The 23,216-nt window shown below is 47.1% G+C and carries 18 protein-coding genes and 1 pseudogene; 12 read left to right on the forward strand and 7 right to left on the reverse strand.

Annotation, left to right across the window (positions count from 1 at the left end; translation table 11 throughout):
* The 3 genes from RNAN_RS17275 to RNAN_RS17285 form a co-directional block, all read right to left on the reverse strand.
* On the reverse strand, positions 1-1,728 hold a 1,728-nt coding region (locus RNAN_RS17275; RefSeq protein ID WP_040552506.1), incomplete at its 3' end, for an AAA family ATPase.
* Complete coding sequence (locus RNAN_RS17280) at positions 1,712-2,635, reverse strand: tyrosine-type recombinase/integrase (protein WP_040552508.1); 924 nt, start codon at positions 2,633-2,635, stop codon at positions 1,712-1,714. The genes RNAN_RS17275 and RNAN_RS17280, both read right to left, overlap by 17 nt.
* Positions 2,636-2,757: 122 nt before the next feature.
* The gene (locus RNAN_RS17285) at positions 2,758-3,480 is read right to left on the reverse strand and encodes a hypothetical protein (protein ID WP_040552510.1); all 723 of its coding nucleotides are present in this window, start codon (positions 3,478-3,480) and stop codon (positions 2,758-2,760) included.
* A 328-nt stretch (positions 3,481-3,808) separates the two neighbouring features.
* Here RNAN_RS17285 and RNAN_RS17290 point away from each other — a divergent pair, with 328 nt between their 5' ends.
* A complete protein-coding gene (locus RNAN_RS17290) occupies positions 3,809-5,008 on the forward strand; it encodes a hypothetical protein (RefSeq protein ID WP_040552513.1) in 1,200 nt (399 codons plus the stop codon).
* 124 nt (positions 5,009-5,132) lie between these two features.
* Positions 5,133-7,955, forward strand: coding sequence for a UvrD-helicase domain-containing protein (locus RNAN_RS17295; RefSeq protein ID WP_008224188.1), 2,823 nt, complete (start codon positions 5,133-5,135; stop codon positions 7,953-7,955).
* 5 nt (positions 7,956-7,960) lie between these two features.
* Here RNAN_RS17295 and RNAN_RS17300 read toward each other — a convergent pair.
* Positions 7,961-8,251, reverse strand: a pseudogene (locus RNAN_RS17300) (SOS response-associated peptidase family protein); the annotation flags it as partial.
* A 36-nt stretch (positions 8,252-8,287) separates the two neighbouring features.
* Positions 8,288-8,992: a histidine utilization transcriptional repressor HutC gene (gene hutC / locus RNAN_RS17305; RefSeq protein WP_008224191.1), complete on the reverse strand. Its 705-nt coding sequence runs from the start codon at positions 8,990-8,992 to the stop codon at positions 8,288-8,290.
* A 369-nt stretch (positions 8,993-9,361) separates the two neighbouring features.
* On the opposite strand from hutC, the gene RNAN_RS17310 reads away from it, so the two are divergent.
* The 3 genes from RNAN_RS17310 to RNAN_RS17320 all read left to right on the forward strand — a co-directional run bounded on the left by RNAN_RS17310 (position 9,362) and on the right by RNAN_RS17320 (position 14,800).
* A complete protein-coding gene (locus RNAN_RS17310) occupies positions 9,362-12,037 on the forward strand; it encodes a TonB-dependent receptor (protein WP_008224192.1) in 2,676 nt (891 codons plus the stop codon).
* Between the two features lie 160 nt (positions 12,038-12,197).
* On the forward strand, positions 12,198-12,956 hold the full coding sequence (locus tag RNAN_RS17315; RefSeq protein ID WP_008224194.1) for a PepSY domain-containing protein: 759 nt from the start codon (positions 12,198-12,200) through the stop codon (positions 12,954-12,956).
* Positions 12,953-14,800, forward strand: a complete 1,848-nt coding sequence (locus RNAN_RS17320; RefSeq protein ID WP_008224197.1) for a 2Fe-2S iron-sulfur cluster-binding protein — start codon at positions 12,953-12,955, stop codon at positions 14,798-14,800. Before RNAN_RS17315 ends, RNAN_RS17320 begins: the two co-directional genes overlap by 4 nt.
* A 54-nt stretch (positions 14,801-14,854) precedes the next feature.
* Here the strand turns inward: RNAN_RS17320 and RNAN_RS17325 are convergent, their stop codons facing one another.
* Positions 14,855-16,249, reverse strand: a complete 1,395-nt coding sequence (locus RNAN_RS17325) for a heavy metal sensor histidine kinase (protein WP_040552517.1) — start codon at positions 16,247-16,249, stop codon at positions 14,855-14,857.
* Positions 16,242-16,928 (reverse strand): heavy metal response regulator transcription factor, encoded by a 687-nt coding sequence (locus tag RNAN_RS17330; protein ID WP_008224199.1) that lies wholly within the window; start codon positions 16,926-16,928, stop codon positions 16,242-16,244. The genes RNAN_RS17325 and RNAN_RS17330 overlap by 8 nt, the downstream gene beginning before the upstream one ends.
* A gap of 166 nt (positions 16,929-17,094) precedes the next feature.
* Between RNAN_RS17330 and RNAN_RS17335 the strand changes: the two genes are divergently transcribed.
* From RNAN_RS17335 to RNAN_RS17365, 7 genes are all read left to right on the forward strand, one after another.
* Positions 17,095-18,903, forward strand: coding sequence for a copper resistance system multicopper oxidase (locus RNAN_RS17335; RefSeq protein WP_008224201.1), 1,809 nt, complete (start codon positions 17,095-17,097; stop codon positions 18,901-18,903).
* Positions 18,900-20,075: a copper resistance protein B gene (locus RNAN_RS17340; RefSeq protein ID WP_008224202.1), complete on the forward strand. Its 1,176-nt coding sequence runs from the start codon at positions 18,900-18,902 to the stop codon at positions 20,073-20,075. The genes RNAN_RS17335 and RNAN_RS17340 overlap by 4 nt, the downstream gene beginning before the upstream one ends.
* A gap of 33 nt (positions 20,076-20,108) precedes the next feature.
* On the forward strand, positions 20,109-20,504 hold the full coding sequence (locus tag RNAN_RS17345) for a copper resistance CopC family protein (protein ID WP_008224208.1): 396 nt from the start codon (positions 20,109-20,111) through the stop codon (positions 20,502-20,504).
* 17 nt (positions 20,505-20,521) lie between these two features.
* Positions 20,522-21,415: a CopD family protein gene (locus RNAN_RS17350; protein ID WP_008224210.1), complete on the forward strand. Its 894-nt coding sequence runs from the start codon at positions 20,522-20,524 to the stop codon at positions 21,413-21,415.
* 35 nt (positions 21,416-21,450) lie between these two features.
* Positions 21,451-21,939, forward strand: a complete 489-nt coding sequence (locus RNAN_RS17355; RefSeq protein WP_008224212.1) for a YybH family protein — start codon at positions 21,451-21,453, stop codon at positions 21,937-21,939.
* A gap of 20 nt (positions 21,940-21,959) precedes the next feature.
* Positions 21,960-22,466 carry a DUF411 domain-containing protein gene (locus RNAN_RS17360; protein ID WP_008224214.1) on the forward strand — a complete coding sequence of 169 codons (507 nt, stop codon included), beginning with the start codon at positions 21,960-21,962 and terminating at the stop codon, positions 22,464-22,466.
* Between the two features lie 479 nt (positions 22,467-22,945).
* Positions 22,946-23,209: a DUF2933 domain-containing protein gene (locus RNAN_RS17365; protein ID WP_008224219.1), complete on the forward strand. Its 264-nt coding sequence runs from the start codon at positions 22,946-22,948 to the stop codon at positions 23,207-23,209.
* Positions 23,210-23,216 lie beyond the last annotated feature (7 nt).

A 23,216-nucleotide genomic window follows, 5' to 3' on the forward strand; every position in this document is an offset into this window, starting at 1 on the left:
AGCTGTTTCGAAATTAGTTGCAGCAAAGAGCGGGTAGCTAAAGCACTCAAGCTGCGCCAATAGTTCGTTCACCACTTGTCGCTCATGATGCATGTTTAACCGCTCCCGACTGGTGAGCAGGCTATCTACTTCATCTAGCAGTAACATCTGGTTGTTGCGGTGCGCTTGCTGAAACAGCCGTGCTATTTGTTTCTCTGAGCCGCCGACATATTTACTCAGTACATCCGAGCTTAATACCCGCTTTAGTTCCCGCTTATGCTGCTCGGCCAGATAATGCGCCAGCGCGGTTTTACCGGTGCCTGGCGGACCACTGATTAATACCCGTATCGGTGCGTTATTCGCAACAGCATGGTTAATCTGTTTGAGCACCGCTGCGGACTCTTTGATGTTTAGTAGCGACATATCAAACGCCAATTCGGCCTGATAGCGCATGGTGTCATCCCATAGCCCGCAGGCGGTGAGGCTATTTTCAATCACATCATCGATAACGCCTTGTGCCAGATTACGCTTCACGCCCAGTGTTCTGGCGACGTGAGAGGCATTGGCTAATAGTGCTGGTGTCAGGTTTGGGGTTTTACTCAGCTGTACATGAAACTCACTGCTGATGCCTAAGCCTTTAAACTCGGTACGGCTCATTTTTTCAAGCACTTCGTCTTTCGGTGCATTAACCGGCATCACTAGCTTAAAGCGGCGAATATAGCTGTGCTCTAACTGGTCAACATGGTTGGTTATCCAGATAGTCGGCACGGCGTTATGCTCCAATAACCGATGCACCGACTCTTTTGAGTAATGCGTATCAGCACTGTAAAACAGGCTTTCACATTCATCGACCAGTAGCATCATGGCGCTGCCGCCCATTAAGCTTTGCAGCATGGTGATGTACTGAATACGTTGGGTGTCTGAGCTTTTTGCGCCAAACTCATTAGATAAAAATCCATCGTCCATACGCATATTGCGGGCTTCATAGAGCGGTACGGATAAACTCTGTGCCAGCACTTTGGCAAGGGCTGTTTTACCGCTACCGGCTTCGCCATAGAGTAGGATGTTTACGCCGCTAAGCTGCTGGCTAACCGCTTCGGCCAGGTAGCCTTGCAATAGCGCCACATCGACATACTCAAAATCCGAGGTTGATAATGTTGTTGGTGTGCTGGCGCATAGCACATGCTGTAGCAGTTGCGATTTACTCTCTATCGTCTCGTTAGTCAGCACATACAGCATACTGGCCGGTATCGTGATGTCCTGCAGTTCATTCAAATACCGGTCTACCAGTATTACGCCGTTTTGCTGTAACACCGATAAGCTGTGCGAGACATCGTTAGCGCTTAAACCGGATACCTCACAAAGCAGTCTTTCCAGTGCCTTTTCTTCAAAGTGGCCTCCCACAAAATCCACCAGCTGATTAAGCCCCTGATTGATATTCATCAGTACCAAAAAGCCCAGGGCAGGACCAAAGTTTGGCGCTGCATTAAACAAGGTGCAGAGTGTGGCCAGGTTCTGCTCTACTCGGGCGGTCAGTTCAGGCGTTGTATCAGCAATAGTTAAGTGCTTAAGCGCAGAAGCCGTAGTCAGCTCAATATTGGTATCAAACGGATGGCCGCTGATGCGCTTTATAATGGCGCGACTAACATTCGTCATCGCCAAGTCCACATCTATCAAGCTGATCACGTTTCTGGCATAAAACGCTGCTAAGTAATGACATGGCAGCGGCGTATTAGGCGGGGTTATCATGCTTGCCCCCGGCTATATCATAGTTAAGTGCCGTTGCTGCCTGCTGCATAAACTGCATATCGCGCTTGTCATAAATGGTTGTGGTGGTAATAGACGCATGACCGGCCATCTGTCGTACTGTATTAAGGTCGATATTCTGCTCTAGCAAGCGCGTAATAAAGGTGCGGCGTAAATCATGCGGTGAGGCATTCGCAACACCAATATGCTGTAACTTGTCTTTGATTAGCCTGTACACCAGCCAAACGCTTAGCGGCTTATCAAGCGTGACAACTCCACTAATAAACATCGAACAAAACAGGTATCCCGGCTGCATAGAGCGCAGTTTCAGCCAGCTTTGAAGATAGTTCAGGCACCACTTGGGTAAAAATACGGTGCGGGATTTATTACCCTTACCATTACGCACTAGCAGCGTTTGTTTGTTCAAATCGACATCTTTTAGCTCTAGCGCTACCAGCTCACTACGTCGAAGGCCAGTACCAAGCAATACCGCGAATAGCGCCACATTGCGCTTACCTACTGCGGATGTTGAACGTTCCAAAAGTGTAAATAGAGCCTGAACCTGTTGCTTTGTCAGCGCAGTGCCGGGGTATTCGGCATGTTTAAGCTTACTTAGGCTACTAAGCTGATTTAGCTGCTCGCTATCGGCTAGCTTCATCATGACAGCGATTTTGACGATACTGCGAATAGCGACTTGCGCCCGGTTAATCGAGCGTGCTGCCCAGCCTGCATGCTGCAGCATAGCGCGTATTTGCAGCATGTCCTGATAGTTAATTCGGTGAAAGCGTGCTTCATCTTCAACCGGCCAGTCCATGATTTTAGCGATACTACGAAGCTGTGACGCAATAGACGTTTTGCTATTAGCCGACAGCCTGCTCAGGTAAAGCGAATACGGCGAAGCTGTACTCATAGAGCACCTCGTTAGATAGTGATAATCAGATTGAAATAGAGTTAGAAGGGAAGCGCAAGAAAGAGCGCTACACTATGGTAGCGCTGGTCTGGGTGGAATGGCGAGGGGTATTTATGACACGGTTATTCATCAGGCTTTTTTGAGCTTGGCTCAACAAAAGGAGTCCATTTCCCTGCGATGGACTTATTAGTTAATGATGTTGTGATATGTATATGGGCAAGTGAAGTAGAGCTATCAACTTTTTTTTGTTTCCCTATATATTTTTCACTTCTTAAAATCTTCTCATGCTGTTTTTCTTTTTTGGTGTGAATTTCGCTTTTTGTTTCTAAAAAGCTGTTTATTGGGCATATGTCTGTAGCTGTTATATAGTAAAATTCATGCAGGTTACTGATCGAATTAATCAGCTCATCCCTCGTGAACTCGATGTCAATGTCAGATAGCTCTTTTATTAGTTTTGGGAATTTCTTTTCATAGTACTGGTATTTCTGAGTGGTGGGGTTACCAACATAAATGTAATCCTCATCGCCTAAAAATCGCAGCGATGGTCGTTTACCAATATCGGTTAGATCGTAGATTACGTCACCCAAAGATAGCTGGCTATCGGAGTATAACCAGCATCCAAGGCGTACTGCTTTATCATCAATATTTGGGTTACTGATAAGGTTCATAACATAGATTAGAAAAGGATCTGTATTCTCATCGCCTCTTATTTTACCCAAATCAATGTTTGCGATCCCAGCTCCAGTGGCTATTCGTGGGCAACGGGATGCCATCTCTCTAAATGAATTGTCTTGTATTAGCCTAATAGGGTTATTTTCAGTTCCATATCTAAGATTATCCGACATTTTCTATCACCAACTTAAAATAAAGTAATGTAAGTTTTATGGTTAAAAATAAAATATAAAACAGAGACTTAAGTTTAAAGTCAAAAGAAGATATCTAGTCATCCCATCAAAAACAAATTGGAATTTTAAAATATGTTCAACATGAGACTTTATTATTATGATTAAAATTCTGATTTAAAACTATTTATTTCGTTTTTGGCTCAGAGTGTTGACCAGAATTTTCTGCGGGATTTCGTGAAATGAGTTAGGAATTAATCTGTGTTCCAGTTCTGCGAACGTGTATGCATGGTGCACCACGAGCAGTTCTAGTTGATGATGGGACATAACGATGAGTGAAATTACCATAACACATGAAGAGAAGATAACCCTCCTTAAAGACCCTACTATAGGGCTGACGCTTGAGCAAGCTGAGTTTGTGCAGGAGGAAATGACACAAGATCAAAAGCGCTTCAGGCTCAACCTTTTGCTGATGAAAATCAACCGCGGGTACGAGGCTTTTGGTTATCAAAGTTTTAAAGATTATGTTATTAATAAGTTATCAATCACCTATGATGCCGCAATTAAGCACATGATGGCTGCAAATACAGCCATAAAACTATTTGGACCTGATTATGTTGGCTATTACAGCGATTCAGCAATGATAACCCTTGGTGCAGTAAATTTTGAGCTTCAAGTAAAAGCTATAATCGAGTTAAAGAAAAAATTAGGAAAGGATATGCAAGACTCCTTGCTTCGTAGCGAATTAACCAAGAAGAGTGTTGATGAGACATTTAAGAACATGAGCCGTAATATCGTGAAGGTTCTTGATAAAGCTCTCCCCGATGATTGCCGGGATGAAAATTACTGTGAAATTGACTTTGAATTACATCCCGACATTTTTGAAATTGCCGATGAGGAGGAATTCAAATCAAAATACGGTTTCAGTCGTTGGGACGAACGCAGTCTTAAACTAACAAAAGCTGACCAGCTTGCTAGTCTTCCAAAAGCCGATTTGAAACGTGAACTGGAAACTGAATGGAGCTTAAAGGAGATGCTTAAGCATGTCCAAACCTTCCACCCTGATATGCTAGATGATGCGATTGATTTTGCAATGAATGGCCATAACTATCTTACTCATTTTATGTTAGATATTTATGGTGGCAGCGATGTGGCAGGCGACGATGTGAACTCATCTGAAGATGATATTGATGATGACGATTATGAGTTAAATGAGCATGACCTTGACGAATTAGAGATTAACTATCCTGGGCCGAAATCAGTAAAAGAAAATGAACAATACATTAATGAACGCCGCAAGTTAATTGGCAAGCTTCAGAGTCTTACAGACAAAAGCGACGTAGTAGAGCACCCAAAACTTGCGGTAATGAAAGCATTCTTTGAGCTCCTTAATCACGAAGATCTGACATACATTCATACAAAATCGAAGATTTTGTTGAATCAAGAGGATGAAGAAGAGGACGAGTTCTTTGACGATAATCAATTGGAAGAAGACGACGAACTCACCGATGTGAACGAAAATGTAGAGTAATACATTGGTCTGAGAACCGACTGCGAGTTCGCAATTGCGAGTTCGCAGTTACTCTTGCTGCTCTTGTCTCTTTAATGTGCGCCATTTATCCCGTAATATCAATACCATAAGGATTGCTTATTCCATGCCATCTAAAGACAAATCTACGCCGGATATGAGCAATTTTGCCGTTTTCGAGTTCAATAAAACCATCTATCCGAGTAAGATTTTTGCTGTTGATAAACACAGTAATAAACTCGATTTACGGCACAACAGCTCGATTGCGGCGTTAACTGACCCTCGTTGGCTGGCATATACTCAGATAAAAGAGAAAGCCTTATCCGTCATACAAGACCCAGATATAGCCAAATACCAAGATAGGCTTCTCAAAGAAGCTATTGCTGGTATATCGGCTAATGGGGTCGATATTGACTATATTGAAATTGGTTTAGACCTTACCCTCACAGCCATTAACAAGCTTATTAGTGATAATCTAAATAAAGCTAGTGATCCTAATACGGTGCCGCCTGAAGCAAAAATTGACAATATTACTGAGGTAAAGGTAGGTAGAGGCACCAGACTAAAGGTAGAAAAAGTTAAGTTAGGCACCAAAAACTCCTTCTATAAGAGAAACGATAAAAAGCCGTATTTTACTCATAAGTTTCGTTTGACAGTGGATAACGATAGCTACCGGTTTATGGATATCTATATCGCCAATCCGCTGGAAAAGCGTAACCAGCAAAAGAAACAGAAAGCAGCATACAACTGTGTCATTGAGTTTATACCTACCAGATTAACGCCAGCTCTTATCTCTTTTATGTTGTATCAGTTTGTATCCACAATCGAACGTCGGCGTTACGAGCAGCTTTTAAGCAAAGCATTACTGCTTCGTATGGATACCGGCTACATCATGCATGGCCTATCTCAGCTGTTTTGCTTTCCTCTAAGGGCGAAGAATAAGGTTAGAGTTAGCGAGTGCTTTCCAGGCAATAAATCGATAGTAGAAACGACCTATATAGGTGAGCGAAAGAAAAGCAAAAGCCATGACATCGTTTATGACAAGGTGCTAAAGGAGTTTAAGTTCTTTATACAACGTGCATTATCTGATTTGAATTGTGACTTTAGCAAAATTGCTGATCACATAGACGATATTGACCAGTTGTTTAGCATGAATGCGGCCTCTGCACGTTTGGAAGTAAGGCAGTTCTTTAAGCGTAAGGAACCCATACCTTTAGATTTTCTAGAGCAGGTTGACCCCAAGATCCACCGTGTTATGTTTTTGCGGCCTAAGGCTGTCGCAGAGTTAGATAAAGACCAAGTGGTATCGCTAATTGGTGATAAGACAGCTGGTGAGGTGCAAGCAGTCCGTAGATTGATGGCAAAACACTTCAAATGCAAATCTAACAAATATCTGTATAAGTTTGATGAAGCCCAGGTAATAGTGGCCTTTCAATCGAAACTAAAGAAACTAAAAGAAGCACTTTATAATCCGGTAAAACTCATCAAAGACGAGCCATTAGGTAACTATCAAGAAGCTACCCTAGAAGCGAAACATTACTTAGCACCTCTGGCAAAAAAACTTAGAAATAAACAAAGCTCAAAAACTGAAATAGTTAAATCAGAAGGACGTTGTATTTACGTTGAAGGAACTCCTGGCTCTGGTAAAACAGACATCATCGTTGAGCGTGTTAAACATTTAATCAAGACCGGTAAAGCACCTTCAAGTATATGTGTGTTAGCTTTCACTAATGATGCCGCCAACGAATTTGCAGGAAGGCTAGAAGAAGCAAAACTTCTGAAGGATGGCATATTCGTTGGCACTTTTAGTAGTTGGTGTAATCGGTTTCTCAACAACATTGATCCTGCGACGGTTCTTGCGATGCCAGAGAGTATTGAAATAATAGAGGATTGCATACCTAAGAAATCCAAGTTACTTAAGCACTTCGAAAAGCAAGATATTGCTCGCTACACCTATAGCATCTTGAGCTACAGCGTCAATTTTGATGATAAGGATTATGAAAAGTGCATAGAGAAAACCGCTACTATGCTTTCTCCTTTTAGCTCGGACATCAAGAAAACCATAAAAGCCTATGTTACGTGGAAACGGAAAAATGCTAAGCGAGACTTTAACGATATGCTTAGCCAGATGGATAACCGGCTAAAACAGTTCAAAAAGGACGGGCGTTTAGACAGCCTATCCATACCAGAATACGTGTTTCTGGATGAGGCTCAGGATACTAACGAAACCCAACTCAGAATATTAAAAGTTTTAAGCTCTAAAGGCTGTAATCTGTTCTTTGTCGGTGATCCTGCTCAGTCTATGTACGGTTTCAGGGGCGCGGCAAAGTTCAGCAAGAAATTACTCGAAGACTACTTCGGTTATTGCGAAGACTACTATCTGGTTAAGAATCACAGGTCTAAAGCGCCAATCGTAAACTTAGCCAATAACCTTCGATTTCAGATAAATAAGAATTACAGCCAATCGCTAGTTGTGCATAAAGACGGTCTTCTTCCTAGATTCGCTGAGTTCATCGATATAAAAGATGGCATCTCTTACGTAATGTCAGATTTGGAAAAGCTGTTGGAGAATGGCGAAAGTTCAGTCCTTATTTTGTGTCGTTACAATACACACGTAAAGTCAGTTAAAAAGGCATTGGAGCAGTTGAAATCGAAATATTCCGTTTCAGTTTTTCCTGAGATAGAAGATGTCTGTATGACCTACCACAAATCGAAGGGGAAACAGGCTGAGCATTGCTATGTGTTTGATCCTACGTTTCATAACTATTCACTTGGAACGGTAAAGGAAGAGCTTTGTAACACCTATGTCGCGTTTACCAGAGCTAAGACCCACTTGACGATAATCGCATCTAAAGCGGGTCACGCAATGTATGGCACAACGCACAAGAAAGAGGTTAGTAAAAGTATTTTTGCAAAATTGTCAGAGGAGCTGATGCAGTTTAAAAGCTAGCTAGCCTAATCTTTGGTAATGAACGATGACATATCAAGATAATTGTAAGTACTCGGTTTATCTATCTGCTGTGCTATCAGGTCATAGGGTATATATGGCTGCAGCAGTGGCTCAAACTCGCTTGGGTCAGTAGTGCTTTCATCCAGCCAGCGGTTCACCAAAGCCATGTCTAACGGCAGTAATAGTGGTGATGCCTTCGTATGAATTTGCATCAGCTTGGGGTGTGGCGGTAGGGTAATTACTGAACACGACAACGCAGTCACGCCGGTATCTTTATTGATCCACTCTCTGCAAAGGCCACCGAGTGTACGTGAATTACACCATGGGCAAAATCAAGCATTGATATCCAGGTGGCTTGTGAGTTTAAACCGGTTGGCAGGGTGATACAGAACTGCATAACAGATCGGTTGGCCGTGAGAATGTGTAATCCGGGTGACTTTCAGGCACGGTACTCCATCGTCCACTTGAAGGTTGTGCTTTAGTATTTTCGTAGGCATCACCGCTTCTACCGTTATTTCAGCTTCAGTGACTGGTGCTATTGAGTTTAGATACTCACTGGCAGTTATCTTGCTAAAATCCTGCTGCAAAAACAACGGCACCCGTTCAGCATTTACATAACGTTCTTCCAACTGAATAGGTTGCTCATTCTCTGAGTGCACGATGATAATTTTATAAACCGTTCTGCTATTAAGTGACAGCGTAAATGCGATGGCGTCGTTGGGGATTAGCGTCAGCTTGCTTAACACGGTCATCTTATGCACATGACCACGGGAGCGAATTTCGTCTGCGATATTGCGGATTTCCAATAACGAACTTTGCGCGGCAGGTTCCTTTACAAATGTACCTACACTGGCAACGCGCTCAAGTACGCCACTGTTGACCAGCTCTTCGACGGCTTTTCGCGCGGTCATCCTACTGGCCGAAAAGTGGTTGGCCAATTCGGTTTCCGACGGGATTTGGCTGCCAGCTTTCCATAAACTGGCACTTATCTTCTTTTTAATCTCATTAGAAATGAGGCGGTACTTTGGCAGCTTCATGCAATGTCCATATTACCTATTAACAATAAGTTTGAAGTGGATATACAGCTATACCATTACACCTCAATGCATGAACGGTAATTTTATACTGGGTTGCACTTCCGCCAACAGATTTTCCACGTTTGATCGGTGCTAAATGGGCGTTTCGCACAAGTTACATGTCAGCAACACTGTGCCAGTATATACCACGCGGCTACGCTGTCAATTTTTAATCAACTCAATCGGTATTTACCAAGGCAATCTTAGAAAATTAATTTCAAAACTGCCGTTGTATATACCGGTATGCTGTTGTATAACAATTGAGCAAGCAGCGACTTTATAATAAATTCCGGCTTCAGCTGGTACAAATGCTACTCAGGAGAACATTCAATGACAGCAATAAATATGACGCCTAGTCGTGTATATACCGCGATGTTGATGGCCGGTGCGGTGGCGGTTTCCACGCAAGCGAAGGCGCAAGACAGTGAGCCAGTTGAACGTATTCAAATTACCGGCTCAAAAATTAAACGTACCGATATTGAAACAGCTAGTCCAGTATCGGTTATATCCTCAGCTGATATCAGTGCATCAGGTATTACTAATGTAGAAAACCTGCTGCAGGAAATGTCTTTTTCAGCTGGTGTGGCTGGTAACGCTACCAACGCTTACTGGACCAGTGGTGGTTATGGTACCGCGCAGGTCAATTTACGTGGCCTGGGTATTAAGCGTACTCTGGTATTGTTAAATGGCCGTCGCGTCGTCGGCGGAGGTACTGGTGCCAATAGTTCGGTCGATTTGAATATGATCCCGACATCAATGATTGAGCGAATTGAAGTTTTAAAAGACGGCGCATCGGCTGTATATGGTGCCGATGCGGTGGCCGGTGTGGTGAATATAATCACCAAAAAAGAGTTCAGCGGCGCTGAGCTAAACGTGAAGGCTGGTATGTCGGATAAGGGCGATGCTGAAAATCAGGATTTGAGCCTGACACTGGGCGGCGAATTTGACAAGGGTAATGTGGTTGTAAATTTGAGTTACAACAACACGTCTGCGGTGCGTCAATCTGATCGTATTGCATGCTCAAAGTACGGTACAGAAGATGGCACTTTTGAGTGTTTTGGCAGCACCACCAGCGAAGGTGGTCGTGCGTTATTGGCTGACGGAACTCAGGTTCAGTTTAACTTGGATCCAGATACCGCCACGAACGGTAACAACTATGGCCCTTATAACAGCGCAATACACAGTTTTAACTCCATTCCTTATCTCAATGCTGTCAGCCCAATGGAGCGGATAAATATATCCAGCTTTGCTAACTACAACATTAATGACTCGGTGCAGCTGTTTGTAGAAGCAAGTTACGCTAACCGGCAGGGGGAGCAAATCGTTACACCGAGGAATGGTTTCGCTGGTATCAAAGTCGATGCCGATTTTCAATACAACCCTACCGGTCAGGATCTAGAGTTTTTACGTCGGCGTAATACCGAACTGGGCGCGCCTTATTTTTTCCAGGAAACTAATACTGTTCGGGTTGTAACGGGGCTAACCGGTGTATTAAGCAATGGCTGGGAGTGGGACATATCGTACAACTATGGCCGCAATACTGGTACTGATGGCTGGACCTTTGATATTGACCCAGACCGAGCTGCACAAACTTTAGATGATAGCATTTGCACCTATGACAACAGCAATGGTATTCCTTGTGGTGACTGGTTCGGGAAAAACGAGCTGACGCAAGACGTTATTGATTACGTAAAATACCGCCGTGAAGGAACCGGTGGCAATGAAATGCGTGTCTGGTCTGCAAATATGAATGGTTATTTATATGAGCTACCAGCAGGCGGTCTAGGTTTTGCTATCGGTGCTGAAAGTCGAACAGAAAAAGGATGGCGAGATCCCGATTCCACGGTACTGCGTAACGGATTAGAGGATCCCATCAGCGGAAGTTATGATGTCAATGAAATTTTTGGTGAGTTATCCGTCCCTCTGCTGGCCAATGAGTTTTTGGTTAAACAGTTATCAGTTGAACTAGCTGCACGATACTCCGATTACAACACAGCAGGCGCGGAAACGACTTACAAAATGGGTTTAACATGGAGTGTGAACGACAGCCTGATGCTGCGTGCTGTGCGTTCAACAGCGTTTCGTGCACCAGTGATTACTGAGCTCTTCGGCGGTACCAATGGCGAAAACCTACGCACGATAGACCCTTGTGAAAATGCTACCGGCGCGATAGCTACAAACTGCCAGGCGGCAGGTGTACCCGCAGATTTTGTACAGGACGGCACGACAATTCTGACCAGTGTTGGCGGCAACCCCAAACTGGAACCGGAAACGGCTGACACTACCACAGTAGGTATCGTGTGGCAGCCTGAATTCCTTGAAGGTTTTTCTGCGACGATAGATTACTTCGATATTAGAATCGACGAAGCTATTACATCTGTTAATGGTTCCGATATGCTGCGGTTATGCTATGAAGACCCTATCGGTAACGCGAAGTTCTGCGATACCTTTACCCGGCATCCGGTAACTCACCAGGTTAATGAGTTGAATCAGCGCCCGGTGAATGCTGCGGTAGAAACTGTCAGCGGTGTTGACCTTAACACGGTATACAAATTTAACCTTTTTGGTTTGAGCAGCCGAGCGACTTTAGACATCACCCGTTTGCTAAAACATGAAAGCACTCCATTCCAAGGCCAACCTACTATCGACAAAGTAGGTTTTATTACTGAGGACCAAGGAAGTTACACTGAATGGCGTAGTAATTTAAGCTACAGCGTGATGACAGATGACTGGTCAGCAAGCTATTCCTTGCGTTATATCGGCAGTGCAGATGATGTCAATGGTACTGATTCCGACCCACTTGGTAAATCTGTCGGTTCAGTTACCTATTCCGATATATCAGCTTCATGGTACTACAGTGATGCGTTAACATTTAGTCTGGGTGTCGACAACATTTTCGACAAAAAAGCACCGTATCTGACGTCATGGAACGATGCCAACACTGACGTTATGACATATGATCTTTTAGGACGCCGCGGCTTCATCCGCGCCACCTACCAGTTCTAAGTCATTGTTAACCGGTAGCACCTGAGTGGAATGGTATACAAGCATTCCACTCAGGTGCTTACTTTATTCAATAGTAAAAATCAATGAGTTGAACGGAACGAATGGTTTCATGTGCAGTTACTAAGCTGCTGTGTGAACCAGCCGCACTAGAGGGCTGATAATGAATAAATCAATGCGGCTGCTGAAAATCAGCAGAAAATACCATAAATGGCTGATGGCGTTTATTGGCCTGCAGTTTATGGTTTGGTCGGTAACCGGGGCCTATATGGTGTTTTTGGATATTGATTATATCCATGGCGATACTTTGGTTAATAATGAACAGGATAAAATCGATCCACAGCAGGTCACCTACTCACTGCAAAGTTTGTTACAACACTATCCGCAGGCAAAAGCCATTTCCTTGGGGCGTTATCTGGATAAGGTTGTATATCGTTTTACACTGGAAGAACAAAAGTTAGCCATTGATGCCAGTAGCGGCGCTGTAATGCCGCCGTTAGACCAGGCTCAGGCAGAAAAAGCTGCCCGCTTCTATTATAGCGGTGCAGGCACAGTCGAAAGTGCTGAGTTGATAAGTGAAAACGCCCCGTTTGAGCTCAATCCTGCGGTCATGCCAGCTTGGAGGGTAAATTTCACGGACTTCGGCGCCCCGGCAATTTATGTGTCTGCTGAGACGGGATTATTGGTTGGTAAACGGCATAGTTTCTGGCGCCTGTTTGACTGGATGTTCCGCTTTCATGTGATGGATTATGACGATGGTGCAGATATTGATAACAGCCTGTTGTTCTGGTTCACCATGTTAGGCATTTTAGCCTCGGTACTGGGACTAGTGCTGGCCTATTTCCGCGTGTTTCGCAAAGCAGATGAAGCATTACTTGCTCCTGATAGCAATGACAGTCACGTAGCAGGAGTAGCACGATGAATTTGGTCAGAAAAATCCATAAATGGGCCTCCGTTATCGTCGGTGTTCAGTTTCTTATCTGGCTGGGTAGTGGCATGTACTTCAACTTTATGGATCATACCAAAGCGGCAGGACACACTTACAAAGTGCATCAGCATCCGTCGCTGGCCTGGAATACGCTGGCGTTGCAGGAGCCAGCCGACGTGCTACGGCAATATGCACCCAGCACCACGCTGTCGTTAATTGAGTTAGCGCAAAAACCCTATTATTTGCTTAACCATCAGCGCGGTTTGTACGCTAACTTTGTCAACAAACACAGTTTAGTCGATGCGCGGACAGGTTTGCCAGTGACGCTTGATGTTGATTTTGCTAAACAGTTGGCCAGCGCATCCTATAACGGACCGGGAGAAATTGTGTCTGCAACATTGCTGCAGCCACCGATTGCCGATTTACTCAAACAAAAGAATCCTGTGTGGCAGGTAAACTTTGCCGATGAAATTAACACCAGCGTTTATGTTGAGGCCGATTCAGGCCGTATTGCCGGTCACAGTGATGATGATAAACGCCTGGCCGACTTTTTCCTGAAACTGCATTTTATGGATTATGCCAATGAAGGCAGTTTTAACAGCGCGCTAATGATAGTGTTTGCCTTTATTGCCCTATGGCTTAGCGGTACAGGTCTAGTCTGGACCATAGATCTGGCTCTACGCGGCCAGTATAAAATTAAGCTGTTTGCTCGCAAAACCACCGTTAAGTTATTTGACCGTAACCAAAAAAGTCTGGGACAGGTGGCTTTTTCCAATCATAAAAATTTATTAGATGGTTTGGTTGAGCACAATATTATCTTGCCTTCAACTTGTGGCGGTGGCGGTACCTGTGGTCGATGCCGCATTATGATAAATCAAAATGTTAAATCTACCGCTGCGGATCTGCAGCATTTTAGTGCCTTCGAACTAGAACAGGGTTACCGGTTGGCTTGTCAGCACTTCAGTGATGATGTTGAACATATGACATTAATGGACATAACTGATGCGAAGAAGTACCAGTTGGAATTAGTTAGCAGTAAATTTTTAAGCCCTTTTATTAAAGAGTTGCGCTTTACTACTCAATCGAAGATTCCTATGCGATATAAAGCTGGTGCATTTATGCGCTTCTTTATCCCTGAGGCAAGTGGCTGTTCGGTGCCCTTGGATGTGCCTGAGTTGCTACAACAGGACTGGCAGCATATTGACCGATTAAACTATCAACACGGTGCCTGTAGCAGGAGCTATTCCTTGGCTGGCATAGATGATACGACAAACGAGTTAGTGTTTGTCATTAAACTACAAAGTGCTAAGAACCCGTCCGTACTACCCGGTATCGGTTCGAACTATCTGGGTAACTTACGCATTGGCGACCGGGTTGAGGCCTTGGGGCCTTTTGAAGAGTTTTACGCTAGCCCCGGTAGCGATAAGACAATGGTACTGGTTGGCGCAGGTTCAGGCATGGCGCCACTTAAAGCGCTGATCGAAGAACAGTTAGCACTGCATCGGAATAATAAAGGTGATAAGCCACCACGCCCGCTGCATTTCTTTTACGGCGCTCGCAACGAAAATGATGTGATTTACGTTGATTACTTTTATGAGTTGGCGAAGCAGTATCCGCATTTTCATTACTACCCGGTGTTGTCACGACCGGACAAAGGCTGGCTTGGTGCGACTGGCTATGCTCAGCACGTGCTGGCGTTAAACTGGCAGAATGTGGTTGAGCAAGGTGAACCTGAGTTTTATTTGTGTGGGCCTAAAGGCTTAATGGATGACACTATTCGGTTGCTGCGCGACAAAGGTGTGCCAGAAAGTAATATTGCCTTTGATGAATTTAGCTAGCTAAAACGGAACTGCGTGGGACGATTCCGCGCAGTTTTTACTTTGAAGCTGTGATCAGGCTGTTTTAAGTCTGATCACAAAACGCGTGCTCTCTAAATCTGATTCGACATTAATTTGTCCTTCGTGTGCTTCCACAATGGCTTTGGTAATAGCCAACCCTAAACCGGCACCTTCACTATGCCGTTGCCTTGATTGATCTGCACGATAAAAGCGCTCAAATAAATACGGTAAATGTTCCGGAGGAATAGGCGGTCCAGGATTTTCGACGCTGATAGTGATCGAGTCTGGTGATGCCAGTGCTGTTGTTACTGTAATGCTTTGGCTCTGAGCAGTGTATCTCAATGCGTTTGACAGCAGATTGGTTAAAGCATGTCGCAGTAAGGTGCGATCAGCCTGCACCAAAATTACCGGACCGGAAAAATGCAAACTAACACCAGACTCTTCAGCAAGGGCTTCAAAAAAGTCAAAAATCGCCTGAATTTCGTCCACCAGATTTAACGTTTGCTTTTGCAGTGTGAGTAAACCGTTCTGGCTTTTCGCTAACCACAACATATCGCTTATCATTTTATTCAGCCGCTCCAGCTCCTCCAGATTGGAGAACAGCAGATTCTGGTACTCGTCGGCGCTGCGCGCGCGCGATAAACTAACCTGGGTTTGCGTGATCATATTGGTCAGCGGTGTTCGTAGCTCATGCGCAATGTCGGCACTAAAGTGCGACAGCTTGGTAAACCCTTGCTCCAGTCGGTCTAACATCAGATTAAAAGACTGCACCATATGCCGCAGCTCGGCCGGGACCTCGCCCGGTGATAAGCGAATATCCAGTTTATTGGTTTGAATATCACGCATTTGCGCGCTTAAACCCCGAAGTGGGTTTAGCCCCTGGTGCACTGCAAGCCAGGCCGCCAGCAAGGTGAGCAGTGCAGAGCCGAGTAAAATCAGCCCCAGGCTACGCTGTAACTGCGCCAAGAAATGTTCATGAAAACTGATGTCGATAGCGGCAATCACCTGATACTGCTGATCTGCCGTGGTGAAAAGGCTGAACACGCCGCGATAGGCTTTGCCGTCCAGCTGCCAATTGTGGATGGCTTTGGCATTATAGTCGGCACTGGCCGGAGTGTTGGCAGCCAGCAGGCTTAAGTCAACGTCGGCATTGCGGTACAGTAAGCGGTTCTGGCTATCCATCACCTGATAGTAAACACCGTGATGGCCCGATACCGCTTTGGAGAGCGTCTGCGCCGGCTGTTGCTGGCCGTTCTGCCCGGCAGTCATCGTGTGCTCAACCGCATGCAGGATCACAGCTAATTCGTCGACATCCTGCTCGATAAAGTGATGTTCGACTGAGCTCAGTAGCAATTGCTGCACGAAAAACAGGCAAACCGAAATGGTCAGCGCGACAAAAAGCACCACGCGAACGGTGATCGACAGGGGGCGTGTGCCAGCGTTATGCATCAGATTGCTCATCGTCCAGTTTATAGCCCATACCGCGCACGGTATGGATCAGTTTTGCCGCAAAGCCGTCATCAATTTTGGCGCGCAAGCGGCGAATAGCAACGTCAATCACATTGGTGTCGCTGTCAAAATTCATATCCCATACCTGCGAGGCGATTAACGAGCGCGGCAGTACTTCACCACGGCGGCGCATTAGCAGTTCAAGCAAACTAAATTCCTGATTACTCAGCGCTATTTTGGCACCGCTACGACTAGCTTTACGCTTAGCAATATCCAGTTGTAAATCGGCAACCTGTAATAATTCTGACTGCGGTGCGGCCTGACCACGCCGTAGCAGGGTTCTGACCCGTGCCAGCACCTCTGAGAAAGCAAAGGGTTTGATCAGGTAGTCGTCGGCGCCAAGCTCCAGGCCTTTCACCCGGTCGTCGACACTGTCGCGGGCCGACAGAAATAGTACCGGCGTATGGTTATGATTTTCTCTTAGCGCCTGAACAATACGTAAGCCGCTGACGTCCGGCAGCATCACATCCAGCATGATTAAATCGAAATCTTCTGTCATCGCCAGATGATGACCGTCCAGGCCATTTCTGACCAGTGACACCTGAAAACCGGCTTCGCTCAGGCCTTGCTTTAAATAGTCACCGGTTTTTTGTTCATCTTCTACAATCAGCAAACGCACCTTGTTCTCCCCAAACATGGATCTGGCATAGCTCTGGCAGTATTACGCCATAAACCGCCGCACAGCAACATGACGCTAAGATTACAACTTTGTCATGTTCAGGTCATGCTGCTGACAGTTTCGTACACTATACTGCTTAGCATACAAAATGTATTGGAGGTTCCAGATGACAAAAGCCAAAACCATGATGCCGCTATCTGTGTCACGGCGCCGGTTTGTGCAGGGGCTGGCGGTGGGCGGCGTGCTGGCCACTTTTCCGCATATCGTCAGGGCGGGTAGCGCCTTTAAAGATAATGCCTTTACCGGCTATGCCACTGAGCTCAGCGGTAACGTGATTGATTTAACCATCGGCGAAGCGCTGGTAAATTTTACCGGCATGGTTAGCAAAGCCACCACCATCAACGGCTCGATTCCGGCACCGACGTTACGGTTGCGAGAAGGCGATGACGTGACCATACGGGTAACCAATACCTTATCTGTGCCGAGCTCAATTCACTGGCACGGTATCATTCTGCCGTACCAGATGGACGGCGTACCCGGCATGAGCTTCAGAGGCATTATGCCCGGTGAAACCTTTGTCTATCGTTTTACGCTAAAGCAAAGCGGTACTTACTGGTATCACTCGCACAGTGGCTTTCAGGAAATGACCGGCATGTATGGCGCGCTGATCATTGAGCCAAAAGAGCAGGATATTATCCAAGCTGACCGCGAATATGTGGTGCAACTATCTGACTGGACCGATGAAGATCCACACACTGTGTTTCGCAAATTAAAAGTACAAAGTGATTTGTATAATTTTAATCAGCCAACGGTGCAGGACATGCTGCGCGATATCACTGACAGAGGGCTGGACGCGGCACTGGCGAAACGCCAGATGTGGCAGCAAATGCGGATGAACCCCACCGATTTGGCGGATATCTCCGCGGCCACTTTTACGTATTTAATGAATGGCAGTTCGCCGCTGGCAAACTGGCACGGCTTATTTAAGCGCGGTGAGCGTGTGCGGCTGCGTTTTATCAATGGCTCCAGCAACAGCTTTTTTGATGTGCGTATTCCCGAGCTGAAAATGACTGTGGTGCAGGCTGACGGCCAGAATGTGCACCCGGTAACGGTGGATGAGTTCCGCTTTGGCCCGGGCGAAACCTATGATGTTGTCGTATCGCCGCAAGCGGATGCCTACACCATTTTTGCCCAGAGTATGGACCGCAGTGGCTATGCCCGCGGTACCCTGGCCGTGGCTGAGGGCTTGCATGCGCCTGTGCCGGCGCTGGATCCGGTGGAATGGCTGACGATGGCTGACATGATGGGCAATATGAACCATGGCAATACCGGCGGTCATAGCGGTATGGCTCACGATGCTGCAGATCACAGCAGTATGGATCATAGCCAGCATGGTGCTATGGCTATCGATCACAGTCAGCATGGCCCGGCGGTGCCTTATGCCAAAGCCAGTTCAACTGTGCGTCATGCCAGCACCGAGTATGGCCCGTCGGTGGATATGCGGGTGGATATGCCAAGAACCAACCTGGACGATCCGGGCATTGGTTTGCGCAATACCGGGCGGCGCGCGCTGACCCTGGCCGATTTACATTCGCTGGACGGTATTATTGAGCCGGGCGGTCCGGAGGCGGAAATTGAGCTGCATCTGACCGGCAATATGGAGCGCTACACCTGGTCATTCGATGGCTTAGAGTTCAGTAAAAGCACACCGGTGCATATGAAGCACAATCAGCGTATCCGGGTGATCTTGCAAAACGACACCATGATGACCCACCCGATGCATTTGCACGGTATGTGGAGTGATCTGGAAAGTGACAGCGGTGCCGTACAGGTACGCCGCCATACCATTCCGGTGCAACCGGCGCAGCGCATCAGCTTTTTAACCACGCCGCATGATGTCGGGCGCTGGGCCTGGCATTGTCATTTATTGTTCCATATGGATGCGGGTATGTTCAGAGAAGTGGTGGTGTCATGAAAACAGCCAACGTAACGCTAACCTTGTCGCTGCTGGCGCTGGCCTGTACTGTGGCGCTCAGCCCTGGCGTGGCAGCGCAGAACGCCACTGAGAAACCGCCGGTACCAACGCACAGTGGCATGGACCACAGCAAAATGGACCACGGCAAAATGGATCATAGCAAGATGAACCACGCTGAGCAGGCGGTTGACCATAGCCAGACGAACCCTAGTGACATGGATCACAGTCAGATGGATCATAGCGGCATGGACCACAGTAAAATGGGCCACGCTGAGCAGGCCGTAGACCATAGCCAGATGGACCACAGCGAAGTGGACCATAGCAAAATGGATCATACCGAGATGAACCATAGTGAAATGACCCATGCTGAGCAGGCCGTGGATCACAGCAGTATGGATCACAGCACGATGAACCATGCCGATATGCAGATGCAAGGTGGTAAGGCGCCGGCTAATGCCCGCGATCCACATGCCTACTCCAACGGCTACACCCTGACTGACGGGCCCTATGGCATGGCCGATTCACGCCATTTAAAGCACGGCGTTGAACATCCACAGTGGTCCGTGCTGGGCGATCGGCTGGAATACAATGCCGACAGTGAAGCTGGCGAACTGGAGCTGCAAGCCTGGTATGGTACGACCTATGATCGGTTGGTGCTGAAAACCGAAGCTGAAGTCAGTGACGGCAAGCTGGAAGAGAGCAGCACCGAGCTGTTATGGAGCCACGCGATAGCAGCCTATTGGGATGGTCAGCTTGGGCTGCGCCTGGATCAGGTTGCCGATGGCACCAACCGGCAGTGGTTAGCATTGGGTGTGCAGGGTTTGGCGCCGTACTGGTTTGAAGTGGATGTCACGGCTTATCTGGGCACTGGTGGTCGCACCGCGTTAAGTGCCGAAGCGGAATATGAGCTGCTGTTAACGCAGCGCCTGATCCTGCAGGCCCGGGCGGAGCTGACAGCCTATGGCAAAGACGATGAGGTCAATCAGCTGGGTAAAGGCCTGTCTTCACTGGGGGCAGGGCTTCGGCTGCGCTATGAATTCTCCCGCCAGTTCGCACCCTATGTCGGGGTAGAGTGGCATAACAAATATGGTAACACGGCAGATTTTGCCCGCCTGCAGGATGCATCGACAGCAGAAACATCCTGGGTTGCCGGTGTGCGTTTCTGGTTTTAATAGATCAGGGTTTTAATAAATAAGGTGATCAACATGAAAAAATTAATCCCGCTGCTTACTCTGCTCTGTTTGGCGTTTGCCGGGCCTGTGCTGGCGCATGTTAAACAAAGCGGCTCGGTGCCGGCGGATAACGCCATGCTAATGCAGGCACCGGATGTACTCAGTATCAGCTTTAGTGGCCCGATCCGGCTGACGAAAGTCACGCTGTTGCACGATAACGGTAACACTGTCGATTTTGGCTTTACGCCCACCGCTGTCGCCACGCAGTTTAGCTGGCCGTTGCCAGTGCTGGAGATCGGTAGTTATCAGGTTAACTGGGTAGGTTTGGGCGAAGACGGTCATAAAATGAAAGGTGATTTCAGTTTTATGCTCCACGCCGGCGCTGACGCCGGGGTGAAAGCTGATAGCGCGCACGCGCATCAGCACTAGATGGCTTGAGATTGGCGATGTTTAGCGATACCTGGGTATTAGCCTTATTCGCCCACAAGCTGCTGAGTTATTTAGCGGTTAGCGGCAGTATTGGTGCGGCGTTTTTGCTGCAGTTGCCGGCGCTGGCTCAGCCACAGTCTGATAGCCTTGCCTTTCGGCTGTGGTTAAAACGCCTTGTACTGGGGTGGTCGGCCGCAGGTATGGTGCTGGCGTTACTGTATCTGCCGCTGCAGGCTGGTGCGCTGGCCGAAACAGGCGTAGCTGGCATGGCCGACAGGCTGATGCTACAGATGGTTTGGCAATCGGCAATGCGCACCCAGCTGCTTTTATGGTTATGCGGTTATGCAGCGCTGTGGCTTTGGGCCCGGCGCGTTAAACACAGCGGCAAAGCGGTAGTGAGCATTGCGGTAGTTAGCCTGGCCGCGTTATTGCTGGCCGCCAGTTTCAGCCAAACCGGCCATGTTGCCAGTTTGGCAGGCCTGTGGCCACTGTTACTGACGCTGCATGTGCTGGCAATTTCGGCCTGGGTAGGCGCGTTGCTGCCGCTATGGCAAAGCTGTTATCGCTTAGCACCAGACAGGCTGCAGGCGCTGATGCAGCAGTTTGGCCAGGTTGCGCTCTATCTGCTGGTATTGCTGATCAGCTGTGGCGTGCTGATCTTACTGCAACTGCTTGACTCGCCCAGTGCGTTGTTTGTCAGCGACTATGGCCGTTTAATGTTGTTTAAGCTGATGTTGGTCGCGGCCATGTTACTGCTGGCCGCCTGGCATAAATTTAATCTGGTGAAAGCGTTGGCGCAGCATCAGAACAGCCGGTTGCTGGCAAGATCTATTTTTATCGAAATGCTGTTGGCGTTATTGGTACTGGTAACCTGCAGCAGCTTTACCACTGTAGTTGGCTTAGCAAGATAAGTCAGCTTTATCCAAATAATGACAACAGGATACCTATGATATTAAGCAAAAAAATCCAAACCTTAGCTGTTATCACCTTAGGCATGGCGTTGTTGTCATCCGCTGGTGCGCTGGCACATGGCAATGAAAAGCCTAACACCCCTGCCTTGTTTGTCGGCGAAAATACAGCGCCAGCGCAAGCGGTAAAAGCATTTCATCAGGCGTTACGATCTGGCGATGCCGCTGCTGCTCGCGCCATGCTGGCCGATGACGTGCTGATTGTCGAAGGCAACGGTGTTGAGCGCTCGGCTGATGAGTATGCCAGCCATCATATGCTGGCCGATATGAAGTTTATGGCGGCAGTGCAATCTGAAACGTTAGAGCATCAGACCAAGGTGCTGGGCAAGGTGGCCTATTCGGTTAGCCGTAGCCAACTGACTGGCGACTATAAAGGCAAGCCGGTTGACGTTATCAGTAAAGAAACGCTGGTGCTGGTAGATACAGGCGCCGGTTGGAAGATCGTGCATGTGCACTGGTCGCACTAAGACAACAGCAGGAGATCACTATGAAGCTAACTCTGGCAGCGGTTGTGTTGGTAGCTACTGCGTTACTGGCCGGCTGTAAAGACGCCGACCCGGCTAAACCGGAAACTACAGCTGTGCCCGACAGTGCAGCAGCACTAACCCTCACGGTATACAAAACGCCAAGCTGCGGTTGCTGTAAAAAGTGGGTATCGCACCTTGAACAGCAGGGAGTGGTTGCACACACGAAAAATTATGATGATTTAAGTGGCATTAAAGCCCGCTACGGTATCTCACCACAGTATTATTCCTGTCACACCGCCGTATCGGAGCAGGGCTATGCTTTTGAAGGCCATATCCCTGCTAAATACATCCGGCAATTCCTCGCTGAGTCGCACCCGGATGCGATTGGCCTGAGTGTACCGGCGATGCCGCTCGGCTCACCGGGCATGGAGGTCGAAGACCGCTTTATGCCGTACGACATTCTGCTGCTAAACAAAGATGGCAGCGCCAGCGTCTACGCCCACATCAGCGATGCTGCCATGCAGTAAGTAGTGTAGTGTCAATCCTTGCTGCTACGCGGTGCTGTAATGACAACTAAATCACTGTTTTAGCTAAATTAGTACTATGAGCAGTGCGGTCAGGCTTGCAACCTGCCGCACGGCTTACCACAGCGAAATGTTAGTCCGCCATTTTTGCTGACTTGCAGTTCATTTCAGCATTGCAACACGACGCTACTGACGCTGCCGGCGTTGCTGGGTAACCAATTTCTTCCAGTGCTGCCAGAATTTCTTCCTGCGTCTGTGAGCTGTTCACTGTGATTGGTGATATCCGCTTCGACAAGCGCATTTTTGTTTCAACTTTTTGTTACCGCATATAGTGATGCCGATGACCAAGCCGAAGGCGCAGGTATGAATATTGCCTCTTGACTGCCACCTTTATTCCGTATTAGCCAAATCATTGATCTGGATTAATGACTAAGCGGACATATTGTATATACTTTCACAACGGCAACAAAGGGAGAGTTATCATGGCAATTAAAGCCGGAAACTGGAAAGGTTTGCATGGTCTAACGGTTGTTATTTTAGTTGTAGCCGCGCTTTATTTTTTGTTAGTTGAGCATGGTAGCCACCTTCTGCCCTATTTACCTTATCTGATTTTGTTGCTGTGTCCGCTGATGCATGTATTTATGCATAAAGGGCATCATCAAGACCATACACATAGGGATGCAGAAGATGCTTATCGCCGTGGCGTAGAGGAAGGAAAAAAGCAGTCTGCACATTCTAAACAATAGGAAACGT

The organism is Rheinheimera nanhaiensis E407-8 (assembly GCF_000296695.1).
In the GTDB taxonomy this organism is placed as follows: Bacteria; Pseudomonadota; Gammaproteobacteria; order Enterobacterales; family Alteromonadaceae; genus Alishewanella; species Alishewanella nanhaiensis.

What these genes read in the sequence shown, in the direction of transcription:
- RNAN_RS17365 (WP_008224219.1), top strand. Translation starts at nt 22,946, where the DNA reads ATGGCAATTAAAGCCGGAAACTGGAAAGGTTTGCATGGTCTAACGGTT.
- RNAN_RS17295 (WP_008224188.1), top strand. Translation starts at nt 5,133, where the DNA reads ATGCCATCTAAAGACAAATCTACGCCGGATATGAGCAATTTTGCCGTT.
- RNAN_RS17310 (WP_008224192.1), top strand. Translation starts at nt 9,362, where the DNA reads ATGACAGCAATAAATATGACGCCTAGTCGTGTATATACCGCGATGTTG.
- RNAN_RS17325 (WP_040552517.1), bottom strand. Translation starts at nt 16,249, where the DNA reads ATGCATAACGCTGGCACACGCCCCCTGTCGATCACCGTTCGCGTGGTG.
- RNAN_RS17290 (WP_040552513.1), top strand. Translation starts at nt 3,809, where the DNA reads ATGAGTGAAATTACCATAACACATGAAGAGAAGATAACCCTCCTTAAA.
- RNAN_RS17340 (WP_008224202.1), top strand. Translation starts at nt 18,900, where the DNA reads ATGAAAACAGCCAACGTAACGCTAACCTTGTCGCTGCTGGCGCTGGCC.
- RNAN_RS17280 (WP_040552508.1), bottom strand. Translation starts at nt 2,635, where the DNA reads ATGAGTACAGCTTCGCCGTATTCGCTTTACCTGAGCAGGCTGTCGGCT.
- RNAN_RS17345 (WP_008224208.1), top strand. Translation starts at nt 20,109, where the DNA reads ATGAAAAAATTAATCCCGCTGCTTACTCTGCTCTGTTTGGCGTTTGCC.
- RNAN_RS17335 (WP_008224201.1), top strand. Translation starts at nt 17,095, where the DNA reads ATGACAAAAGCCAAAACCATGATGCCGCTATCTGTGTCACGGCGCCGG.
- RNAN_RS17360 (WP_008224214.1), top strand. Translation starts at nt 21,960, where the DNA reads ATGAAGCTAACTCTGGCAGCGGTTGTGTTGGTAGCTACTGCGTTACTG.
- hutC (WP_008224191.1), bottom strand. Translation starts at nt 8,992, where the DNA reads ATGAAGCTGCCAAAGTACCGCCTCATTTCTAATGAGATTAAAAAGAAG.
- RNAN_RS17350 (WP_008224210.1), top strand. Translation starts at nt 20,522, where the DNA reads ATGTTTAGCGATACCTGGGTATTAGCCTTATTCGCCCACAAGCTGCTG.
- RNAN_RS17285 (WP_040552510.1), bottom strand. Translation starts at nt 3,480, where the DNA reads ATGTCGGATAATCTTAGATATGGAACTGAAAATAACCCTATTAGGCTA.
- RNAN_RS17320 (WP_008224197.1), top strand. Translation starts at nt 12,953, where the DNA reads ATGAATTTGGTCAGAAAAATCCATAAATGGGCCTCCGTTATCGTCGGT.
- RNAN_RS17355 (WP_008224212.1), top strand. Translation starts at nt 21,451, where the DNA reads ATGATATTAAGCAAAAAAATCCAAACCTTAGCTGTTATCACCTTAGGC.
- RNAN_RS17315 (WP_008224194.1), top strand. Translation starts at nt 12,198, where the DNA reads ATGAATAAATCAATGCGGCTGCTGAAAATCAGCAGAAAATACCATAAA.